The 18,599-nt window shown below is 70.1% G+C and carries 16 protein-coding genes and 2 pseudogenes; 12 read left to right on the top strand and 6 right to left on the bottom strand.

All coding sequences use genetic code 11. From position 1 onward, the window contains the following. Positions 1 to 429: pseudogene (locus ACGFZA_RS41895) on the bottom strand (RNA polymerase subunit sigma); the annotation flags it as partial. A gap of 488 nt (positions 430 to 917) precedes the next feature. Here ACGFZA_RS41895 and ACGFZA_RS41890 point away from each other — a divergent pair. Both ACGFZA_RS41890 and ACGFZA_RS41885 read left to right on the top strand, forming a co-directional pair. Next, a complete protein-coding gene (locus tag ACGFZA_RS41890; RefSeq protein WP_385288408.1) occupies positions 918 to 1,211 on the top strand; it encodes a hypothetical protein in 294 nt (97 codons plus the stop codon). A gap of 310 nt (positions 1,212 to 1,521) precedes the next feature. Continuing rightward, positions 1,522 to 2,127 carry a hypothetical protein gene (locus ACGFZA_RS41885; RefSeq protein WP_393686296.1) on the top strand — a complete coding sequence of 202 codons (606 nt, stop codon included), beginning with the start codon at positions 1,522 to 1,524 and terminating at the stop codon, positions 2,125 to 2,127. 368 nt (positions 2,128 to 2,495) lie between these two features. Here ACGFZA_RS41885 and ACGFZA_RS41880 read toward each other — a convergent pair whose 3' ends face one another. Beyond that, positions 2,496 to 3,116 carry a TetR/AcrR family transcriptional regulator gene (locus ACGFZA_RS41880; RefSeq protein ID WP_385288413.1) on the bottom strand — a complete coding sequence of 207 codons (621 nt, stop codon included), beginning with the start codon at positions 3,114 to 3,116 and terminating at the stop codon, positions 2,496 to 2,498. Between the two features lie 171 nt (positions 3,117 to 3,287). Between ACGFZA_RS41880 and ACGFZA_RS41875 the strand changes: the two genes are divergently transcribed. Together ACGFZA_RS41875 and ACGFZA_RS41870 are read left to right on the top strand one after the other, a co-directional pair. After that, a complete protein-coding gene (locus tag ACGFZA_RS41875) occupies positions 3,288 to 4,025 on the top strand; it encodes an SDR family NAD(P)-dependent oxidoreductase (RefSeq protein WP_385288415.1) in 738 nt (245 codons plus the stop codon). Between the two features lie 204 nt (positions 4,026 to 4,229). After that, complete coding sequence (locus tag ACGFZA_RS41870; RefSeq protein ID WP_393686293.1) at positions 4,230 to 5,165, top strand: SDR family oxidoreductase; 936 nt, start codon at positions 4,230 to 4,232, stop codon at positions 5,163 to 5,165. A 126-nt stretch (positions 5,166 to 5,291) separates the two neighbouring features. On the opposite strand, the gene ACGFZA_RS41865 is transcribed toward ACGFZA_RS41870, so the two are convergent. After that, on the bottom strand, positions 5,292 to 5,642 hold the full coding sequence (locus tag ACGFZA_RS41865) for an ArsR/SmtB family transcription factor (RefSeq protein WP_385288419.1): 351 nt from the start codon (positions 5,640 to 5,642) through the stop codon (positions 5,292 to 5,294). Positions 5,643 to 5,798: 156 nt separating this feature from the next. Between ACGFZA_RS41865 and ACGFZA_RS41860 the strand changes: the two genes are divergently transcribed. Then, a complete protein-coding gene (locus ACGFZA_RS41860) occupies positions 5,799 to 6,272 on the top strand; it encodes a carboxymuconolactone decarboxylase family protein (RefSeq protein ID WP_385288421.1) in 474 nt (157 codons plus the stop codon). 167 nt (positions 6,273 to 6,439) lie between these two features. Here ACGFZA_RS41860 and ACGFZA_RS41855 read toward each other — a convergent pair whose 3' ends face one another. Next, complete coding sequence (locus tag ACGFZA_RS41855) at positions 6,440 to 7,060, bottom strand: DUF5134 domain-containing protein (RefSeq protein ID WP_393686290.1); 621 nt, start codon at positions 7,058 to 7,060, stop codon at positions 6,440 to 6,442. Between the two features lie 66 nt (positions 7,061 to 7,126). Further along, positions 7,127 to 7,513 carry a cupin domain-containing protein gene (locus tag ACGFZA_RS41850; protein WP_393686299.1) on the bottom strand — a complete coding sequence of 129 codons (387 nt, stop codon included), beginning with the start codon at positions 7,511 to 7,513 and terminating at the stop codon, positions 7,127 to 7,129. 263 nt (positions 7,514 to 7,776) lie between these two features. Here ACGFZA_RS41850 and ACGFZA_RS41845 point away from each other — a divergent pair, with 263 nt between their 5' ends. The 5 genes from ACGFZA_RS41845 (at position 7,777) to ACGFZA_RS41825 (ending at position 14,569) form a co-directional block, all read left to right on the top strand. Then, positions 7,777 to 8,580 (top strand): SDR family oxidoreductase, encoded by an 804-nt coding sequence (locus ACGFZA_RS41845; RefSeq protein WP_385288447.1) that lies wholly within the window; start codon positions 7,777 to 7,779, stop codon positions 8,578 to 8,580. A gap of 115 nt (positions 8,581 to 8,695) precedes the next feature. Beyond that, positions 8,696 to 11,383, top strand: coding sequence for a pyruvate dehydrogenase (acetyl-transferring), homodimeric type (gene aceE / locus ACGFZA_RS41840; RefSeq protein WP_393686288.1), 2,688 nt, complete (start codon positions 8,696 to 8,698; stop codon positions 11,381 to 11,383). Between the two features lie 104 nt (positions 11,384 to 11,487). Continuing rightward, a complete protein-coding gene (locus ACGFZA_RS41835; RefSeq protein WP_393686286.1) occupies positions 11,488 to 12,726 on the top strand; it encodes a 2-oxo acid dehydrogenase subunit E2 in 1,239 nt (412 codons plus the stop codon). Positions 12,727 to 12,901: 175 nt separating this feature from the next. After that, positions 12,902 to 13,798, top strand: coding sequence for an RNA polymerase sigma-70 factor (locus tag ACGFZA_RS41830; RefSeq protein WP_385288430.1), 897 nt, complete (start codon positions 12,902 to 12,904; stop codon positions 13,796 to 13,798). A 273-nt stretch (positions 13,799 to 14,071) separates the two neighbouring features. Then, complete coding sequence (locus ACGFZA_RS41825; RefSeq protein WP_385288433.1) at positions 14,072 to 14,569, top strand: Ohr family peroxiredoxin; 498 nt, start codon at positions 14,072 to 14,074, stop codon at positions 14,567 to 14,569. A 213-nt stretch (positions 14,570 to 14,782) separates the two neighbouring features. Here ACGFZA_RS41825 and fdxA read toward each other — a convergent pair. Further along, positions 14,783 to 15,082 (bottom strand): annotated as a pseudogene (fdxA, locus tag ACGFZA_RS41820) (ferredoxin); the annotation flags it as partial. 311 nt (positions 15,083 to 15,393) lie between these two features. Between fdxA and ACGFZA_RS41815 the strand changes: the two are divergent. Next, on the top strand, positions 15,394 to 16,638 hold the full coding sequence (locus tag ACGFZA_RS41815; RefSeq protein ID WP_393686283.1) for an NAD(P)/FAD-dependent oxidoreductase: 1,245 nt from the start codon (positions 15,394 to 15,396) through the stop codon (positions 16,636 to 16,638). A gap of 87 nt (positions 16,639 to 16,725) precedes the next feature. Further along, positions 16,726 to 18,456, top strand: coding sequence for an L-aspartate oxidase (locus tag ACGFZA_RS41810; protein ID WP_385288438.1), 1,731 nt, complete (start codon positions 16,726 to 16,728; stop codon positions 18,454 to 18,456). Positions 18,457 to 18,599: the final 143 nt, after the last annotated feature.

The raw sequence follows: 18,599 nt of genomic DNA, 5'->3' as shown, positions 1-18,599 counted from the left end.
CTGGCCCACGATGTCCGCGACCGCACCCGGCGCCATCCCGAACACATCATTCAGCACGAACGCCGCCCGCTCCGCCGGAGACAACCCGTCCAGCGCCCGGAGCAGCACGGCGCTGATCTCCTGCTCCAGCGTCCGGTCCGGGTCCTCCCCCGCTTCGCCGTCCGCCCTCGCCGCCGCGGAGGCGGTCCTCCCGTCGGGGAACACCCGCGGGTCCAGGCAGATACCGCCCACCACCTTCGCCAGCCAGGCACGCGGATCGCTGATCTGCGCCCGCTCCGGCCGGGGCAGTCGATACCACCGCCGATAGGCCTCGTCGACCACGGCCCCGGCCGCACCACCGCTTCCCAGCATCCAGTAGGCGACATCCATCAGATGCCGTCGTTCCTCCAGCAGGTCCGCGATCGGAACCGCGTCATCGGCATGGTCCATGCCGCATCCTCCCTCTCCCACAGCAGCCCGCACGAGGTGCGTCGCGACGCGGGCCACAAGGTGCCGTTCCCGGTCCCGCCTCGTCCCGAGCTCTTCTGTCCACGTGCACAGGTCGGCAAAGGGTCTCGCACACGGCGTACTCGGTTCTTCTCAACTTGTCAGCTAGACCGGTCAGTCGCAGATGTTGTGACATTCCTTCGCGCGCCGTACTCCCGTTCGCGCCGGCCGTCCGATCCGCGGCGTCCACCGCACCGCCGTCGCGTATCGGTTGCTCCTGTGCACGGACCCGCCCCGGACACGCTCGGGCCGATGCGGGTCGTGTCTGTCACAGCCTCCCCGGCTGCTCGGTCAGTGCGAAGGGGACGGCTTGCGGCCGTTCCCGAAGACGCCCGGCACCAGGGAAGGGAGCAGATTGGCCGGGCACCAGTGACCACCCGCCGGCGCCCCCGTAGCCCCTCCGGCACGGCCGGCAGGAAGGAAGAGGGAAGATGCACCGAAACTCTCATCACGACTCCGATCCGGCCGTCGCCGCGGTGGCCCTGGCAGCGGAGACCGCCCTGCTCGAGGCGCGTCTGGGCATGCTCGTCGAAGCACTCGACCGGGTGGACGCCCGCATCCTGGCCGTCACGGAGGCCTTGGAGCGCCTGACCCGCCCCGCCGCCTCCGTCGAGGCCGGGGAGCACGGGGGACGCGGCGCCGTACCGAGTCACGGCGATCCCGCCTCCCGCCCGGACAGGCCGTGCTCCGACAGACGCGACGGCTCGTTCGTGTGCCGGCCTTGAGGAGTCGGTCGCCCGCTTCCGCGCCCCGTGGGAGACAAGTGCGGGCCCCCGGCGGACACTTTCGGCTTGTCGGAATAACGGTGTCACCGGGAGGGCCGAACCGAACCCGTTGCGTTTCCTGCTGCCCGTGGTGACAATGGGTAGAAACACGGTTTGCCGTGCATCCGCATGTGGTCGGCCTGACACATGTACAGGGGGAACACACCGCAGATGGCCGGCCCTCGGTGTCTGTCCAGGCCGTCGGTCCGGACGATGTTGCAGGTGAACCGGGTGAGGACACCGGAACAAGGGCTGAGGACGAGAGGAACACATGGTCTCCGCATCCCGCACAGTTCACAACGTCGACATCACTGCCGAGAGCCTTCAGGAGGACCTGGTCCGCCTGGCAGTCCAGAAGCAGGCCCTGGAGAGGGAACTGGCCGCCGTTGTCGCCCATCTCACCTCCGTCGAGCGGGCATTCAGTGCGCTTCAGTTCCTGATGGCCCCGGGCGCGGCGACCGCGCCCGGCCCTGTGGGTACCTCCCGTGGCGGAGCTCGCGACAGCGTGGCACCGAAATCAGTTCTGCCACCGTCGGTACCGGTGGGCTCGTCAGCCGGGACGGCGCTCCGGGCCCACCCGCGCCGACAGGGCACGGCGTCCGATTCCCCGGCGAACGGGCCGGGGGACGGCGCCCTGCCGGAATCCCGCCCCGGTTCCGGCGGCCGACGCACGTACGGCAGGCTCACCGAAGAGATTCTGGACTACCTCGCCGAAGTCGGCGAAGTCGACGTGCGCGCCCGCGATGTCGCCGCCGTACTCGGGCGGGACGCCGACAGCGGGAGCATCAACGCGGTCAGAAGCACACTCGACCGCCTGGTCGGCGCCTCCCGGATCCGCCGCACGGGCAGGGGCCTGTACCGGGTCAGGAAGTCCTGAAGGGCGTCGCCCCGTACGGTGGCCGCCGCTCCGGCGTTGCCCGACCGAGCGGGAATCCGTTCCGGGCACCGCCCACGGGGGTTGGTCGGTGCCCGGAACGACGGCACCCGCACGGCTCGGCCGCAGGCGCCACCACACGTTCGGACCTCTGGCACGTGAATCCCGTGTCCAACACGATGTCACGAACGTTGTGATGACAGTACCAAACTTTCCGATTCCAATCACACGGTCGTGCCGTCGGGACGGGCGCCGAACCATCCGCCCGCACCCGCTCTCTCCAGGCTCCGGCCGTGCACGCCCGGGGCGTCCACCGGGTGTACCAGCCGTCCGACTGCCTCCCCGCCCCTTCCCCGCAGCGGCAAGGCGTGTCAGGCGAGGTGGAGCGGGCCGGGCAGGTGGGGCAGCGTGCGGGGCTCGGGGGTGCGGAGCCCGTCGAGGGCCAGTTCGAGGTAGCGGCGCCACGCCTCGGGCTGCACAGCGAGCAGCGGCGCCGCCGTCTGGTGGATGCCGCCGAGCAGCAGCACGATGTCGGTTCCCGTGACATCGCCGCGAATGGCGCCTTCCTCGCGCGCCCGAACGGTGAGCGCCTCGGCGGCACCGCACAGCTTGTCGATCGCGTCCCGCACCTCGGCGTGTTGCAGCGAGGGCCGCCCGATCACCTCGCAGAACGCACGGTCGGCGGCGAGCACTTCGACACCGGCGGTCATGAACTCCCTCAGCGCCTCACCCGCGTCGTCGGCCTCCGAGAGGCGGTCCGCCGTGCCGATGAGCTGATCGAGCATGTGCAGCATGATCGCCGCGAGAAGGTCCTCCTTGGACGCGAAGTGCCTGAACACCGTGCCTTTCGCCACCCCGGCACGCTGAGCGATCTCACCCATCGTCACCTCGACCCCGCATTCGGCGAACGCCTCCGTCGCGGCCGCGATCAGGAGGCGCCGGTTGCGCACCATGTCCGCTCGTGGGGCCGGTGCGGTTGTCCTCTTGGTCATATGCGCCTCCTGCGGGTGGAGAGTCAGCCTAACAGCAACGTGACCGCCCGGTCATGTTACCGTTGTCCTCAACATGACCGAGAGGTCACTTTCTGGGAGCGGCGTACCCCGCCAGGCGCCTCACGCCGGCCGGCCGGCCCGCTTCTCCTCACACGCAACTGGGAGCAAGACGTGAACAACACACTCGAAGGAAAGGTCGTTCTGGTCACCGGGGCCTCTTCCGGCATCGGCCGGGCCACCGCACTGGCCCTGTCGAGGGCGGGAGCGGCCGTGGCCGTCGGGGCCCGTCGGACCGACCGGCTGAAGTCCCTGGAGGAGGATGCCCCGGGAGACGTGCTGACCCTTGAACTCGATGTCACGGACCCCGGGTCGGTGCGCGACGCGGTCGCCGCGACCGTGAGGCGTTTCGGCACCCTCGATGCCCTGGTGAACAACGCGGGCATCATGCTCAGCGGCGCGATCCTGGACGCGGACACCACGGAGTGGACGCGCATGGTGGACACCAACCTCCTCGGTTCGATGTACACCGTCCACTCCGCCCTGCCTCATCTCCTTGAGTCCAAGGGCGCCGTCGTGCAGATCTCCTCCACCTCGGGACGCATCGCATCGGCCTCCAGCGGTGTGTACGCGGCCACCAAGTTCGGCATCACCGCCTTCGCGGAGGCACTGCGCCAGGAGGTCACCACGGCGGGGGTACGTGTCATCGTCGTCGAGCCCGGGTTCGTCTCGACCGAGCTGGCCGGCCACATCACCGACCCCGCCATACGGGCCGCTGCCAAGAACATGGCGGAGTCCATGCGGACCCTCCAGCCCGAGGACATCGCCGGAGCCGTCGTCTACGCGCTCACCCAGCCCGACCACGTAGCCGTCAACGAGATCCTCATCCGGCCGACCGACCAGACCCGCTGAATCGGCAGGGAAGGGGCACACCCACCGTGGCCGTGGGAACAACGTTGTGTCATTAGATGTTGTCACCCATGGCCACTTCAGCGCCTCCGTAACGCGCACCCGCCTGTCCCGTCCGGCTCGTGCCCGGCCGGACCGGACGCGGGTCCGCCCGCCCGGCGCCTGACGCCGCTGAACTCTGTCCGTACATACCGACCGGGAGTTGTGATGAACGAAGTACCCGAACCCGACCTGCGAGGAAGACTCGCTGTGGTGACCGGGGCCAGCGACGGCGTGGGCCTCGGGCTGGCCGCACGCCTCGCCCGCACCGGCGCCGAACTGGTCCTGCCGGTACGCAACGCGGCCAAGGGGGCCGCGGCGCTCGCACGCATCCGGGCGCACGTGCCCGACGCGCGGGTCTCCACCCGCACTCTCGACCTTGCTTCGCTGGCATCGGTCGAGGCCCTCGCCGGCACACTGAACGCGGAAGGCAGGCCGATCAACCTTCTGATCAACAACGCGGGCGTCATGGCCCCGCCCGTCCGGCACACGACGGAGGACGGCTACGAGCTGCAGTTCGGGACCAACTACCTCGGCCATGTGGCCCTCACGGGACGGCTGCTGCCGTTGCTGCGTGCCGGCCGGGCACACGTGACCACAGTGACGAGCAGTGCCGCGCGGGGCGGCCGGATCGACTGGGAGGACCTGCAGAGCGAGAACCGGTACTCACCGGTCCGTGCGTACGGGCAGTCCAAGCTGGCCAACCTGCTGTTCGCGCTCGAACTGGACCGCCGCAGCGCGTCGGGCGGCTGGGACGTCGTCAGCAACGCCGCTCACCCCGGTACGACACTGACGAACCTCTACGCCTCCGGTCCCAGCCTCGGCCGCGGCCGACCCGCTCCCCACGCGGCGATCGTGAAGCGACTCGCCCGCCTGGGCATCCTCGTCCAGACCGTCGACGCCGGACTGCGTCCCTTGCTCTACGCGGCCACGAGCCCGGCGGCAGCAGGCGGACAGCTGTACGGGCCGGACGGCTGGGGCGAGTTCACGGGTGAACCCAAGAAGCTGAAGATCTACAAATCGGCGCGCGGCGAGGCGGAAGCGGCCCGGCTCTGGCAGGTCTCCGAACGCCTCACCGGGGTCGCGTTCGCGGCAGCGGTCTGACGTGCCGGCCCGCCGTCGTGCGCGGTGCGAACACGCCCGTCCGCTGCGGCCTCGCAGTTCGGGCCCGCCACGAGCCGTGCTCCCGGCGCGGGCCCGCCGTGAATCGCTGCGGCAGGCCCGGCCCGGTCACTCGCCCTCGTGCGTCTCCGTCACGTGGTCGCCGACGCCATCGGCGACCACGGCCGCCAGGAGGGCGGCCAGCAGGCCGGGGAACCGGGTGTCGAGGCTCTCGCGACGCAGGGTCACGTAACACCGGGTGCCTTCCTGGCGGGTCCGGGTGACACCCGCTTCGCGCAGCACCTTGAGGTGATGACTCAGGGTCGACTTGGCGACAGGAGCACGGAACTGGCCCCACCCGCGCTCGACGCCGTCGGACAGCACCCGCACGATGCCGAGACGCGTCGGGTCGCTCAGTGCCCCCAGCAAGCGCGGCAGGGTGATCTCGCTCTCGGCGGGCGTTGAGGAGTGGTCCGGCATGGAGATCAGTTTACCGGTCGTTCGACACCCGGCGAACTTGCGTCCCGACACACGCCCGCGAGGGATGAGATCCACATCACCCCTGTGCTTCTGTCACAGATACCCGGGCCGCCCGGTCAGTAGCGCGTAACCGAAAAACGGCGAGGAGATCGCACCATGAATTCACGTCTCAACTACTTCGGCAATTCCCTCGGTGGCAAGGTGCTGAAGCATGTCAACTCGGCCAACAAGGCGCTGTTGGACTCGACGCTGCCCGGCACGACGCAGGAGTTGGTGAAGATCCGTGCCAGCCAGATCAACGGCTGCGGCTTCTGCACCGACATGCACACCAAGGACGCCACCCACGCGGGAGAGACGCAGCAGCGCCTGAACCTGGTGGCGGCCTGGCGGGAGGCCACGGTCTTCACCGACGCCGAGCGTGCCGCGCTGGAGCTGGCCGAGCAGGGCACCCGCATCGCGGACGCGGCCGGGGGCGTCACGGACGAGGCCTGGGCGAACGCCGCGAAGCACTTCGACGAGGACCAGCTCGTCGCGCTGATCTCGCTCATCGCCGTGATCAACGCCTACAACCGCATCAACATCATCAACCAGCAGCCCGCCGGGGACTACCAGCCCGGCCAGTTCGGCTGAGTCCGCCCGGCGCACCGCCGGATCAAGCGGTCCGTCTCCCCGTCTCCCCGGCCCAGGGCGGGGAGACGGACTTTTCCCTGTCCGCCGCGAGCGGCTGCCATGTACGGACGAGAGTGGGGCGGTGGGCCCGAAGGCCCACCGCCCCACTCGGCGCAGATCACGGTGTGTCAGTGCGGCATGACCAGCATGATGGCCGTTCCCAGGGCCATCGATCCGTCCCAGAAATGGCCGTAGAGCTCCCTGGGGGCAGCGGCGGCCGCCCCGGGGCGCAGCGGGGGCATGTCGCGCGTCAGGGAGCGGGGCGCGCACCCGAGCAGGTACAGCGCCAGGACCGGGACGACCACGTCGCCGGTTCCCGACTCCCCCGGTGAGTGCCCCATGTGCGCGGCATGGTGTGCCGCGGGGAACGCTCCGGCCAGGTTCTCGTGCGCCGGGCCCCCGGCGGGGTGAGCCGTCCACGCCATCCAGGCCATGGCCGCCATGCCGGCGGCGGAGGGGAGCGCTCTCGCGACGGCCGCCGGTCCGGAGCCCTGACCGCGTCCGACCGCGGTCAGCGGGAACCACAGCGCGGCTGCCGCGAAGAAGACCACCTGTGCCGTCACGGGCAGGGCCGGGCCCCGGCTCCATGGCATCGCCGCCATGGCCAGGGCCATGGCGGCGTGCAGCAGACGGTCCACGCGGTCACGCCGTCCCGGCCCCCGTGCCAGGACGCCCCGGCGCAGTCCGTGGACAGCCGCGGCCGTGAACAGCGCTGTCAGCATGCAGTACACGACTTCATGGGCACTCATGCGGTGTCGCGCTCCCCGGCCTGGACGGGATCCGTCAGGAACAGTGGCGTACGGGCGGGCCGACGGTCAGGCGGTGGGCCGCCGAGCCCGCAGATGGGCCCGCTTCTCCAGCTCCTCCGGGTCGACCAGTTCGAGCATGGGCTTTCCGGGGGCGCACATCATCGTCACCACGAACCGGGTGCGCGCGTCCGTCAGCGCGTTGCCGTCCTGGTAGTGGATCGCGTCGCCGCCCGGCTCCCAGAAGGTCCCGCCGGCCTCGACCACACGCTCGGGCTCGCCCTCCAGCTCGAAACGGACCGCACCCTCGATGACGTACCCGAACGCCGGACCCGAGTGGCGGTGCGGAGGCGTCCCCGGGTCCCCGGGCTCCCAGTCGACCTGGATGGTCATGGCCGACGCGCCCTCGGGAACGGTGATCGGCGAGGCGTCCTGCAGCATCTTCGCCGCGGTCATCCAGCCCTCCGACGCCCCCGTGTGCTCCCCGGTTCCGTGCACGTGCGCTGCGTCCTTCTCCGACACTGTGTCGCTACCTTCCGTAGGTCCGCCGCCTCTCGGGGCGGACACACCGTCTGCCCGGGACGTCATCTCGCTCCGGGCGCATGGTCGTTCGCAGTGATGACCGGGTGCCCTTCGGATCTGTGACAGCGAGTGTTCCCGGGGACGGTGTCACAACAACTGTGCGAGTCCTGTCCTACGTGTAGTGCGCGGCCGGCGTCATCGGCGCGACCGCCTCGCAGACACCAGTGGGTCACCGGGGCCCCCGACGGGAGGAATTCCAGATGAGAGTCGTTGTTGCGGGAGCCACCGGACTGATCGGTTCCAGGACGGTCGCCAGGCTCCGGGACCATGGTGTGGATGTCGTCCCGGTGTCACGTCGGACAGGTGTCGACGTCATCACCGGGGAGGGGCTCGACGACGCCCTGCGCAGCGCCGAGGTGGTCGTGGACGTCACGGACGCGCCGTCCCGCGCGGAATCCGTGAGTACGGAGTTCTTCGGCGCCTCCACCGCCAACCTTCTGCGCGCAGCGGCATCGGCGGGAGCCGAGCACTACGTGGTCCTGTCCGTCGTGGGCGCCGACCCGGCGCGGCCCGGATACTTCCGTGCCAAGGCGCTCCAGGAGGAACTGGCGCGACGCTCGCCGATCCCCCACACGATCGTGCGGGCCACACCGTTCTACGAGACGGTGGACGCCCTGTCGCGCAGGGACGAGAACGCCGACGGCATCCATGTCGCGCCCGTACTGACGCGCCCTGTGTCGACGGACGACGTCGCGGCGTCGATCGCCCATGTCGCCGTGGACGTGCCGCTGTTCGGCATCATCGAGATCGCCGGTCCTGAGGAGTTCCGTCTCGACGAGCTCACGGCGAAGCTGCTGGCGGCCCGCGGTGAACCGCGCATCGTCGTCCCCGACACCCACGCGCCCTTCTTCGGCGCGGTGCCCGGACAGCGGACGCTGCTCCCCGGGGCCGGAGCGCACGTCGGCCACGAGACCTTCGCGCACTGGATCGCACGGGACTGAGCCCCGGCCGGCCCGTCGTTGCCCGTCACCACCCCGCACCCTCCGCCGGCCGGCACCGGAGCACTCTGCTCGCGCCCGCGACCGGCCCCATCGCCCCCCTGACAGGAAGGCTGCCATGAGTAACCCGTACCGGCCCGTCGAGCCCTCTGCGACCAGTGAGCTCGACCAGCTACCCGACGGTGACGCCGAGGAGACCGCCGAATGGCAGGCATCGCTCGACGCCGTCGTGCGCAACGCAGGGCCGGAACGGGCTGTGTACCTGATGCGACGCGTGCACGAGTACGCGGCCAGGACCGGGATCCCCCTGCCCGGTCTGCTGTCCTCGGACTACATCAACACGATCCCGGCGTCGTCGCAGCCCGCCTTCCCCGGCGACCTCGCCATGGAGACCAGGATCACCGCCCTCAACCGGTGGAACGCGGCGGCCATGGTGACCCGCGGCTCGCGGCTGGGGCTCGGCGGCCACATCGCCACCTACGCCTCGGCCGCCTGGCTCTACGAAATCGGGTTCAACCACTTCTTCCGCGGCAAGGACGGTGACGGCTCCGGCGACCAGCTCTACGTGCAGGGGCACGCCTCACCGGGTATCTACGCCCGGGTGTTCCTCGAAGGGCGCCTTCGTGAGGAGCAGTTGGACGCCTTCCGGCGGGAGGCCGGCGGCCACGGCCTGCCGTCCTATCCCCACCCCAGGCGTCTGCCGTGGCTGTGGGAGTTCCCGACGGTGTCCATGGGCCTCGGCCCGCTCGCCGCCATCTACCAGGCCCGGTTCAACCGCTATCTGCACGACCGGGGCATCAAGGACACCTCCGCCTCCCGGGTGTGGGCGTTCCTCGGCGACGGGGAGATGGACGAGCCGGAGTCGATGGCCGCGCTGGGGCTCGCCGCGCGCGAGAACCTCGACAACCTCACCTTCGTCATCAACTGCAACCTGCAGCGCCTGGACGGCCCCGTGCGGTCCAACTCCAAGATCGTGCAGGAGCTGGAGAACAGATTCCGCGGAGCCGGCTGGAACGTGGTCAAGACCTTGTGGGGCGAGGCATGGGACCCCGTCCTGCGCGAGGACGCCGGCGGCGTCCTCGTCCGCCGCCTCGGCGAGGTGCCGGATGCCCAGATGCAGACGTACGCCGCCCAGGACGCCGCGTACGTCCGCAAGCACTTCTTCACCGGTGACACCCTGTCCGGCATCGGCGCGGGAATGAGCGACTCCCAGCTCACCGAACTCTTCGGCAGCTCACGGGGCGGCCACGAGCCGCTCAAGGTGTACGCCGCCTACCGCAACGCGGTCGAGCACCGCGGGCAGCCGACCGTCATCCTCGCCCAGACGGTGAAGGGGCACACGCTGGGTCCCGACTTCGAGTCCCGCAACGCCAACCACCAGATGAAGAAGCTGACCCCGAAGCAGTTCCGTGAGATGCGGGACCTGCTGGAGCTCCCCATCCCGGACAGCGCGCTGAGCGGTGACGTGGTGCCCTACTGGCACCCCGGTGAGAAGTCGCCGGAGGTGCAGTACCTGCACGACCGGCGGTCGTCGCTGGGCGGCCCCGCCCCGATACGCACGGTCGTCGCCAAACCGCTCGAACGGCCCTCGTCACGCCCCTTCGAGGCTCTGCAGAAGGGCTTCGGCAAGCAGGAGGTCGCCACCACCATGGCGCTCGTCCGCCTGCTCAGGGAACTCATGCGCGGCAAGGAGACCGGGGAGCGCTGGGTGCCGATCATTCCGGACGAAGCGCGCACGTTCGGCATGGAATCCCTCTTCCCGACGGCCGGGATCTACTCGCCGCAGGGTCAGACGTACGAACCGGTGGACGCGGACCAGTTGCTCTACTACCGGGAGACCAGGGACGGCCAGCTGATCAACGAGGGGATCACCGAGGCCGGCTCCATGGCGGAGTTCACCGCCGCGGCGACCTCGTACGCCACGCACGGCGAGCCCATGATCCCGATCTACATGTTCTACGCCATGTTCGGTTTCCAGCGGACCGGGGACCAGTTCTGGGCGCTCGGCGACCAGATGGGACGCGGCTTCGTCATCGGTGCCACGGCAGGCCGTACGACGATGACCGGCGAAGGTCTGCAGCACGCCGACGGGCATTCCCATCTGCTGGCCTCCACCAATCCGGCAGCGGTGAGCTACGACCCGGCCTTCGCCTACGAGATCGCGGTGATCGTCAGGGAGGGGCTGTGGCGCATGTACGGCGAGCAGCCCGAGAACGTCTTCTACTACCTGACGGTCTACAACGAACCGAAGCGGCAGCCCGCCATGCCGTCCGGGCCGTCGGTGGAGGAGGGAATCCTGCGCGGCCTGTACCGCTTCCGGCAGGCGGACTCCCCGGAAGCCGGTCCGCGGATCCAGCTGCTGGCCTCCGGTACGGCGATCCACTGGGCCCTGGAGGCCCAGGACCTGCTCGCGTCGGACTGGGGCGTCCATGCCGACGTCTGGTCCGTGACCTCCTGGACGGAGTTGCGCCGCGACGCGTTGAGCGCGGACGGGGCGCGGCTGCGCGGGGAGGAACGCGTTCCGTACGTCACCCGCGCGCTCGCCGGGGCACCGGGGCCTGTCCTGGCCGTCAGCGACTGGATGCGGCAGGTTCCCGACCAGATCAGCCAGTGGGTCGAGCAGGACTACTCGTCCCTGGGCACGGACGGCTTCGGGCTGTCGGACACCCGGGAGGCGGTGCGCCGCCACTTCCACGTGGACGCCGAGTCGATCGCGGTGGCGGCGCTGGACCGGCTGGCCCGGACCGGGGCGGTCCCCGACGGCCTGGCAGCACAGGCGCGCGACCGGTACGGATGGCAGGGCTGAGCACAGCCTCCGACGTGCTGGAAGCGGTTCCGCGCCTCGCGGAACCGTGAACGAGACGAAGGGCGCCTCGGTGCCCTGCGAGATTCTGAGGAGCAACCGACATCATGGCGGTTTCCGTAACCCTGCCCGCCCTCGGTGAGAGCGTCACCGAGGGGACGGTCACCCGTTGGCTGAAGCAGATCGGCGAAACGGTCGAGGCCGACGAACCGCTGCTGGAGGTGTCCACCGACAAGGTGGACACCGAGATCCCCTCCCCCGCCGCCGGAGTCCTGCTGGAGATCGTCGTCGCCGAGGACGAAACGGTCGAGGTCGGTGCCAGGCTCGCCGTCATCGGCGCGCCCGAGGCCGTTCCGACGGCACCCGGACCCGTCGTGACGGCCCCTGCGACGGCGGCCCGGACACCGGAAGCCCAGGTGCTCGATGCCCAGGTGCCCGCAGCCCGGGAACCGGTCGCCCAGACACCCGCCGCTCCTGCCCCTGTTCCCGCTCCCGCGCCTGATCCTGCTCCTGCCCCCGCTCCCGCCGCCCCGCGTCCGGCCGTCGAGGCGCCACCCGTGCAGGCCCTCGCCACGCAGGTCCCCGGACGGGACGTCCCGGAGGAGCCGTCGTCCCTGCGCGGCCGGACGGTCGGCATGAGCCGCATCCGCAGGATCATCGGCGACAGCCTCAAGAAGGCGCTGCAGGAACAGGCCCAGCTGACCACCGTCGTCGAGGTCGACGTCACCCGGCTCATGCGCCTGCGCGAGCGGGTGAAGGAGGACTTCGCCGTCCGTGAGGGTGTCAAGCTGTCCCCGCTGCCGTTCTTCATCCTGGCTGCGGCGCAGACCCTCAAGGCGCACCCGGTCATCAACGCCCGGATCAACGAGGGCGAAGGCACCGTCACCTACTTCGACGAGGAGAACATCGGCATCGCCGTGGACACCCCGAAGGGCCTGATGACGCCGGTCATCAAGCGCGCCGGCGATCTGACCGTGGCGGGCATCGCAAGGACGACGCTGGACATGGCCACTCGGGCACGGGACGGCAGCCTCCGCCCGGACGACGTGTCGGGCGCCACCTTCACGATCTCCAACACGGGTTCCCGCGGCGCCCTGTTCGACACGGTCATCGTGCCGCCGGGCCAGGCCGCCATCCTGGGAATCGGTGCCACGGTCAAGCGCCCCGCCGTCGTCGAGGCCGACGGCGGAACGGTTATCGGCGTCAGGGACCTGGTGCACCTGTCGTTGTCGTACGATCACCGCTTGGTGGACGGTGCGGACGCCGCCCGCTACCTCGTCGCGGTCAGGACGCTCCTGGAGGCGGCCCCCTTCGCCGACGATCTGCTGCCCCTCGGAGATCGCTGAGAAGGCGTCGGTCCCACGGCAGGGCGTGGCGCGGAACGGTGTGACACCGAAGCCGCACGTGGCGAGGACCGGCATGTTGCGTGTGGTCGTCCCGTGGCCCCCGCGTGTGAACCCATGGAGGCACCGTTCCGCGCCGGCTTGTAGCATGGTGGCGCCGAAGCCGAAGGGGACCACCATGCACGCTGGGGCCGACACCGACTCTCTCGATCAGGCGGCGAGGGACTTCCTCGAAGCGCGCCCGCAGCTCTTCGGCGTCGCGTACCGGGTGCTCGGCAGCGCCGTGGAGGCGGAGGACATCGTCCAGGAGGCGTGGCTGCGGTGGCAGAACGCGGACCGCACGCACATCGTGGAGCCGACGGCCTTCCTGACCACGGTCACCGCCCGTCTGGCGATCAACCTCGCCCAGTCCGCGAGGGTGCGGCGGGAGTCCTACGTCGGCCCGTGGCTTCCCGAACCGGTCGACACCAGCGCGGATCCGCAGATGGGTGCCGAACGGGCCGAGGCCGTCGAGCTGGCGGTCCTCTTCCTGATGGAGAAGCTGAACCCGGTGGAGCGTGCGGCGTACGTTCTGCGGGAAGCCTTCAACTACCCGTACCCGCAGATCGCGGACATCCTGGAGACGAGTGAGGCCAACACCCGCCAGCTGGTGAGCCGCGGGCGCAAACACCTCGCCGCCGAGCGGAGGGAACGGGTCAGCACGACCGCTCACCGCCGCCTCCTGGAGGTGTTCCTCGCCGCTGCGCAGAAGGGTGATCTGGCGGCTCTGGAGAACGTGCTCGCCGCGGACGTCGTCAGCTACACCGACGGCGGAGGACTGCGGGGCGCCTCGAAGATCCCGGTCGTCGGACGCCTCCACGTCTCCAAGTACCTGGCGGCTTTCGCCCCCCGGTTCTGGCCCCGTTCGGAAGTGCGGTGGGTCGAGGCCAACGGCCGTCCCGCCGTCGTCGTCTCGTCCGGCGGGGACGCCGTGGCCCTCCTTTCGGTCGACGTGTCCGCGGAGGGGATCGACCGGATCATGTGGGTGATGAACCCGGCCAAGCTGGCGCCCTACGTCGCGTCGCTGAGCAGTTGAACACCTTGCGCCACGCTGTGACCGGCCCGGCGTCACAGGCGGCACGACCGGCCGGTCACGCGGACGTCCGGGATGATCGAAGACACGGGGGACGGACGAGGTGACGACGGTCATGAGCGGCACGACGCAGCCGGCCCGCGGGCGGGCGCATATCCTGGCCGGCCGGGGGAAGGTGGCACCGGAAGGTGCCGCTCCTCTCGCCTTTCCGCACCCTGTGCGCATGCTGTCGGGTCCCCGCCGGGACGCGTACCTCGACGACGCCGGAGTCATGCTGTGACCGAGCAGATCCAGTTGCCCAACCTCTCCACCGAGAAGGACTTCGACGGGGAGTCCTTCTCCGCCATCTACTCGACGGCGGTGACCGTCAGCGGCGGTGCGGCCGCGCACGGTCGTGCCTCGGGGAGGGCGCGGTCGGCCGACGGAGTCCTGGACCTCGATCTGCGTATGCCCGCCGAACTCGGCGGAGACGGCCAGGGAACCAACCCCGAGCAGCTGTTCGCCGCCGGCTTCGCCGCCTGCTTCCACGGGGCCCTGAGCCTGGTGGCGCGGCAGGAGGAGCTGGATCCGGCGGTGATCTCCGTGGAGGCGACCGTCGCCTTCGGGCGGGACCCCGGAGACGGCGGCTACCTGCTCCGTGTCGGTCTTGAGGTGAAGTGGCCCGGCGTGGATCCGGAGATCGCCGCTCCTCTCCTGGAGAAGGCGGACTCGCTCTGCCCGTACGCCAGAATGGCCTGGCGGGGCACCCCGACGACCATCACGCTGGCTCCCTGACGAGCGCGTGCACGTTCGGCCAGGACCGGCCGCTCATCCGGGCGGGGGCCTGTCGTCCGGATCATGCCGGATGCGCGGGGCCGCCCACCGGTTCCGGCGGCGCGGCGGCCCCGCGGACGGTGTGGTCCGTCAGGACGGGAACCACAGGTCGGCGTCCGCGGCCTCTTCCTTGCGGATGGCGAACACGGCGATGTCCTTCTTGTGCAGGCTCTGCTGCGGCGGCAGTCCCGCGACGAAGGGGTGGTCGGTGACGAGCGGTCGAGCCGTCCCCGCAGGGGGCTCCTCGAAGTACTCGGCGTTGATGGCGGTGTAGCGGGCCCAGCGCTGCGGCACCTCGTCCTCGTAGAAGATGGCCTCCACCGGGCACACGGGCTCGCAGGCGTGGCAGTCGACGCACTCGCCGGGGTGGATGTAGAGCGTCCGCTCGCCCTCGTAGATGCAGTCCACCGGGCATTCCGTCACACAGGCCCTGTCCTTGATGTCCACACAGGGCTGCGCGATGACGTACGTCATCCTCTCCTCCTTCGCCGTCGGCGGGACACGTCCTCGCCGACGGCGAAGACGCGCGGAACGGGCGCTGACGCGGCAGCCCGTCGGCCGGGCGGCATCCGCGACGCACCTCCCCGTCCCACGAGGCCGGATACGCGCGCCTCGTACAGCCCGTATGACCGGTGACCCCTCTCTGATGTGACAACCGCCCGTGGTGGCAACCGCCCGTGATGAGGGCGAACGGCCGGGTCCGGCCTTCCGCTGTCACAGAACGCACGGCCGCCCGGTCTGATCAGTGGTTGTCACACCATGGCTCGCAGCATGCGACATCTGAGATGAGGAACATCGTGTCCCCCGTGAACACTTTCGTGATCGTCGGCGGCGGTCTGGCCGCGGGCAGTGCCGCGGAGGCACTGCGTGAGAACGGCCACCGCGGCCCGCTCCTGATCATCGGTGACGAGCAGGAGCGGCCCTACATCCGCCCGCCGCTCTCCAAGGGCTACCTGCTGGGAAAGGAGCAACGCGAGGCGATCTACGTGCACCCCGAGGGCTGGTACGCCGAGCACGGCGTCGACCTGGTCCTGGGCACGAGTGTGCGGGCGGTCGACGGGCAGGCCAAGGAGGTGGAACTCGACAGTGGCCGACGGGTGCGGTACGGCAAGTTGCTCCTGGCCACCGGTTCGTCCCCGCGCCGGTTGGCGGTTCCCGGAGCGGATCTCGACAACGTCCTGTACCTGCGGCGGGTGGGGGACAGCGAACGGCTCAAGGCCGCCTTCACCGCAGGAGCGCGGATCGTCGTCATCGGCGGCGGATGGATCGGCCTGGAGACCGCGGCCGCTGCCCGGACGGCCGGTGCCGACGTCACCGTGCTGGAGCACTCGGAGCTGCCGCTGCTGAAGGTCCTCGGACGGGAGGCGGCCCAGGTGTTCGCCGGTCTTCACGAGGAACACGGTGTGAAGCTGCGCCCCCATGCGGAGATCGAACGCATCACCGGAAGCGACGGCCGTGCGGACGGCGTGCTCCTCACCGACGGCACGCTTCTTCCCGCGGACGCGGTGGTCGTGGGCGTGGGCATCACGCCCAATGTCCGGCTCGCCCAGCAGGCGGGCCTGAACGTGCGCAACGGCATCGTCACCGACGAACATCTGCGGACCTCCGTGGCCGACATCCATGCCGCGGGCGATGTCGCCAACGCCTATCATCCACGGCTCGGCCGTCACCTGCGCGTCGAGCACTGGGCCAACGCGCTGCACCAACCGCGCACGGCAGCACGGAGCATGCTGGGCCAGGACGCGGTCCATGACCGGCTGCCGTACTTCTACACCGATCAGTACGACCTCGGTATGGAGTACACGGGGTACGCGGAGCCGGGCGGGTACGACCGTGTGGTCTTCCGCGGCGACACCGCGGACCGGAAGTTCATCGCCTTCTGGATGTCGGGCCACCGTGTGGTCGCGGGGATGACCGTCAACGTGTGGGACACCATCGACACCATCCGCGCACTGATCGAGTCCGGGACCGAGACCGACGACGCCGTCCTCGCCGACTCCACCGTCCCGCTCAACAACCTTCTCTCCTGACACTCCACCGCGGTACACGCACCGGAGTGTCACAAATACCCGAGGGGTCCGGTCGTCATCAGTGACCCCCAATTGATCGGAGCAATCGTGGCTGCCACCGAAAAGCGCCTTTCCACCACGGTCCTGGTGATCGGGACCGGCGGCGCAGGGCTGCGAGCGGCGATCGAGCTGGCAGAGGCCGGGCTCGACGTCCTCGCCGTCGGCAAACGTCCCAAGGAGGACACGCACACATCCCTCGCCGCCGGCGGAATCAACGCCGCGCTCGCCACCATGGACCCCGAGGACAGCTGGCAGCAGCACGCCGCCGACACCCTCAAGGAGAGCTACCTGCTCGGCGATCCCCGCACGGCCGAGATCGTCACCCAGGGTGCGGCCCTGGGCATCGACGACCTCGAGCGCTACGGCATGGCCTTCGCCAGGGAGCAGGACGGCCGTATCTCCCAGCGCTTCTTCGGCGCGCACAAGTTCCGGCGCACCGCCTTCGCCGGTGACTACACCGGCCTGGAGATCCAGCGCACGCTCATCCGGCGTGCGAACCAGCTGGACATCTCCATGCTCGACACGGTGTACATCACCCGGCTCCTGGTGCACGAAGGCGCCGTGTTCGGCGCTTACGGCTTCGACCTGGCCAGCGGCACCCGCTATCTCATCCACGCCGACGCGGTGATCCTGGCGGCAGGGGGTCACACCCGCATCTGGCGGCGCACCTCGTCACGCCGCGACGAGAACACCGGCGACTCCTTCCGGCTGGCGGTGGACGCCGGTGCGCGGCTGCGTGATCCGGAGCTCGTCCAGTTCCACCCCTCGGGGATCATCGAGCCCGAGAACGCGGCCGGCACGCTGGTCAGTGAGGCCGCGCGTGGCGAGGGCGGCATCCTGCGCAACAACCTGGGCGAACGGTTCATGAGCCGCTACGACCCCGCCCGCATGGAACTCTCCACCCGCGACCGCGTCGCCCTCGCCGCCTACACCGAGATCAAGGAGGGCCGCGGCACACCCAGCGGTGGTGTCTGGCTCGACGTCTCCCACCTCCCACGCCAGACGATCATGAACCGCCTCCCCCGCGTCTACCAGACACTGCTGGAACTGCAGATGCTGGACATCACGCGCGAGCCCATCGAGGTAGCACCCACAGCCCACTACTCGATGGGTGGGGTCTGGGTCCGCCCCGAGGACCACAGCACCGACGTGCGCGGCCTCTACGCCATCGGGGAAGCGTCCAGTGGCCTCCACGGCGCCAACCGGCTCGGCGGCAACAGCCTCATAGAACTGCTCGTCTACGGCCGGATCACCGCACAGGCGGCCGCCGACTACTCCCGCGCGCTGACCGCTCAGCCACGCTCGGCACCGGCAGTCGCCGAGGCCCGCGCCGAAATCGACGGCCTGCTCACCGCGGACGGCCCCGAGAACGTCCGGGCCCTGCAGCGCGCCATCCGCAACACCATGACGGAACACGCGGGCGTCGTACGCGACGAGCAGGGGCTGCGCACCGGACTCGCCGAACTCGAAACGATCGAGAAGCGCATGGAGAACGTCGGCGTCCACCCCGACATCGCCGGCTACCAGGACCTCGCGCACGCCTTCGACCTCAAGTCGTCCGCCCTCGCGGCGCGGGCCACCCTCGAGGCGGCGCTCGAGCGCCGCGAAACCCGCGGCTGCCACAACCGCAGCGACTACCCCGAGAGCGACCCCGCCTTCCGGGTGAACCTCGTGTGGTCCCCCGCCGCCGGGATCACGCACGAAAGCATTCCGCCCATTCCCGACGAGATCTCCGCCCTGATGGAGGAGGTCTCCACCGAAGGGAAGCTCGCCGAGTAGCCCTGCGCGGTCCTCCCGCTGCCCAACGGGCGGCATGCGCCCGGCTCCCTGTCACAAACCCGACGGCCACCCTGTCTCCCCTGAGACACACCCCTCCCCGAACACACCCCCCGAAAGGAAACACACCATGAAGATCGTCGTGA

This window comes from Streptomyces sp. NPDC048211 (genome assembly GCF_043202315.1).
Classification (GTDB): domain Bacteria; phylum Actinomycetota; class Actinomycetes; order Streptomycetales; family Streptomycetaceae; genus Streptomyces.
This window is presented reverse-complemented; position numbering and strand designations above follow the sequence as displayed.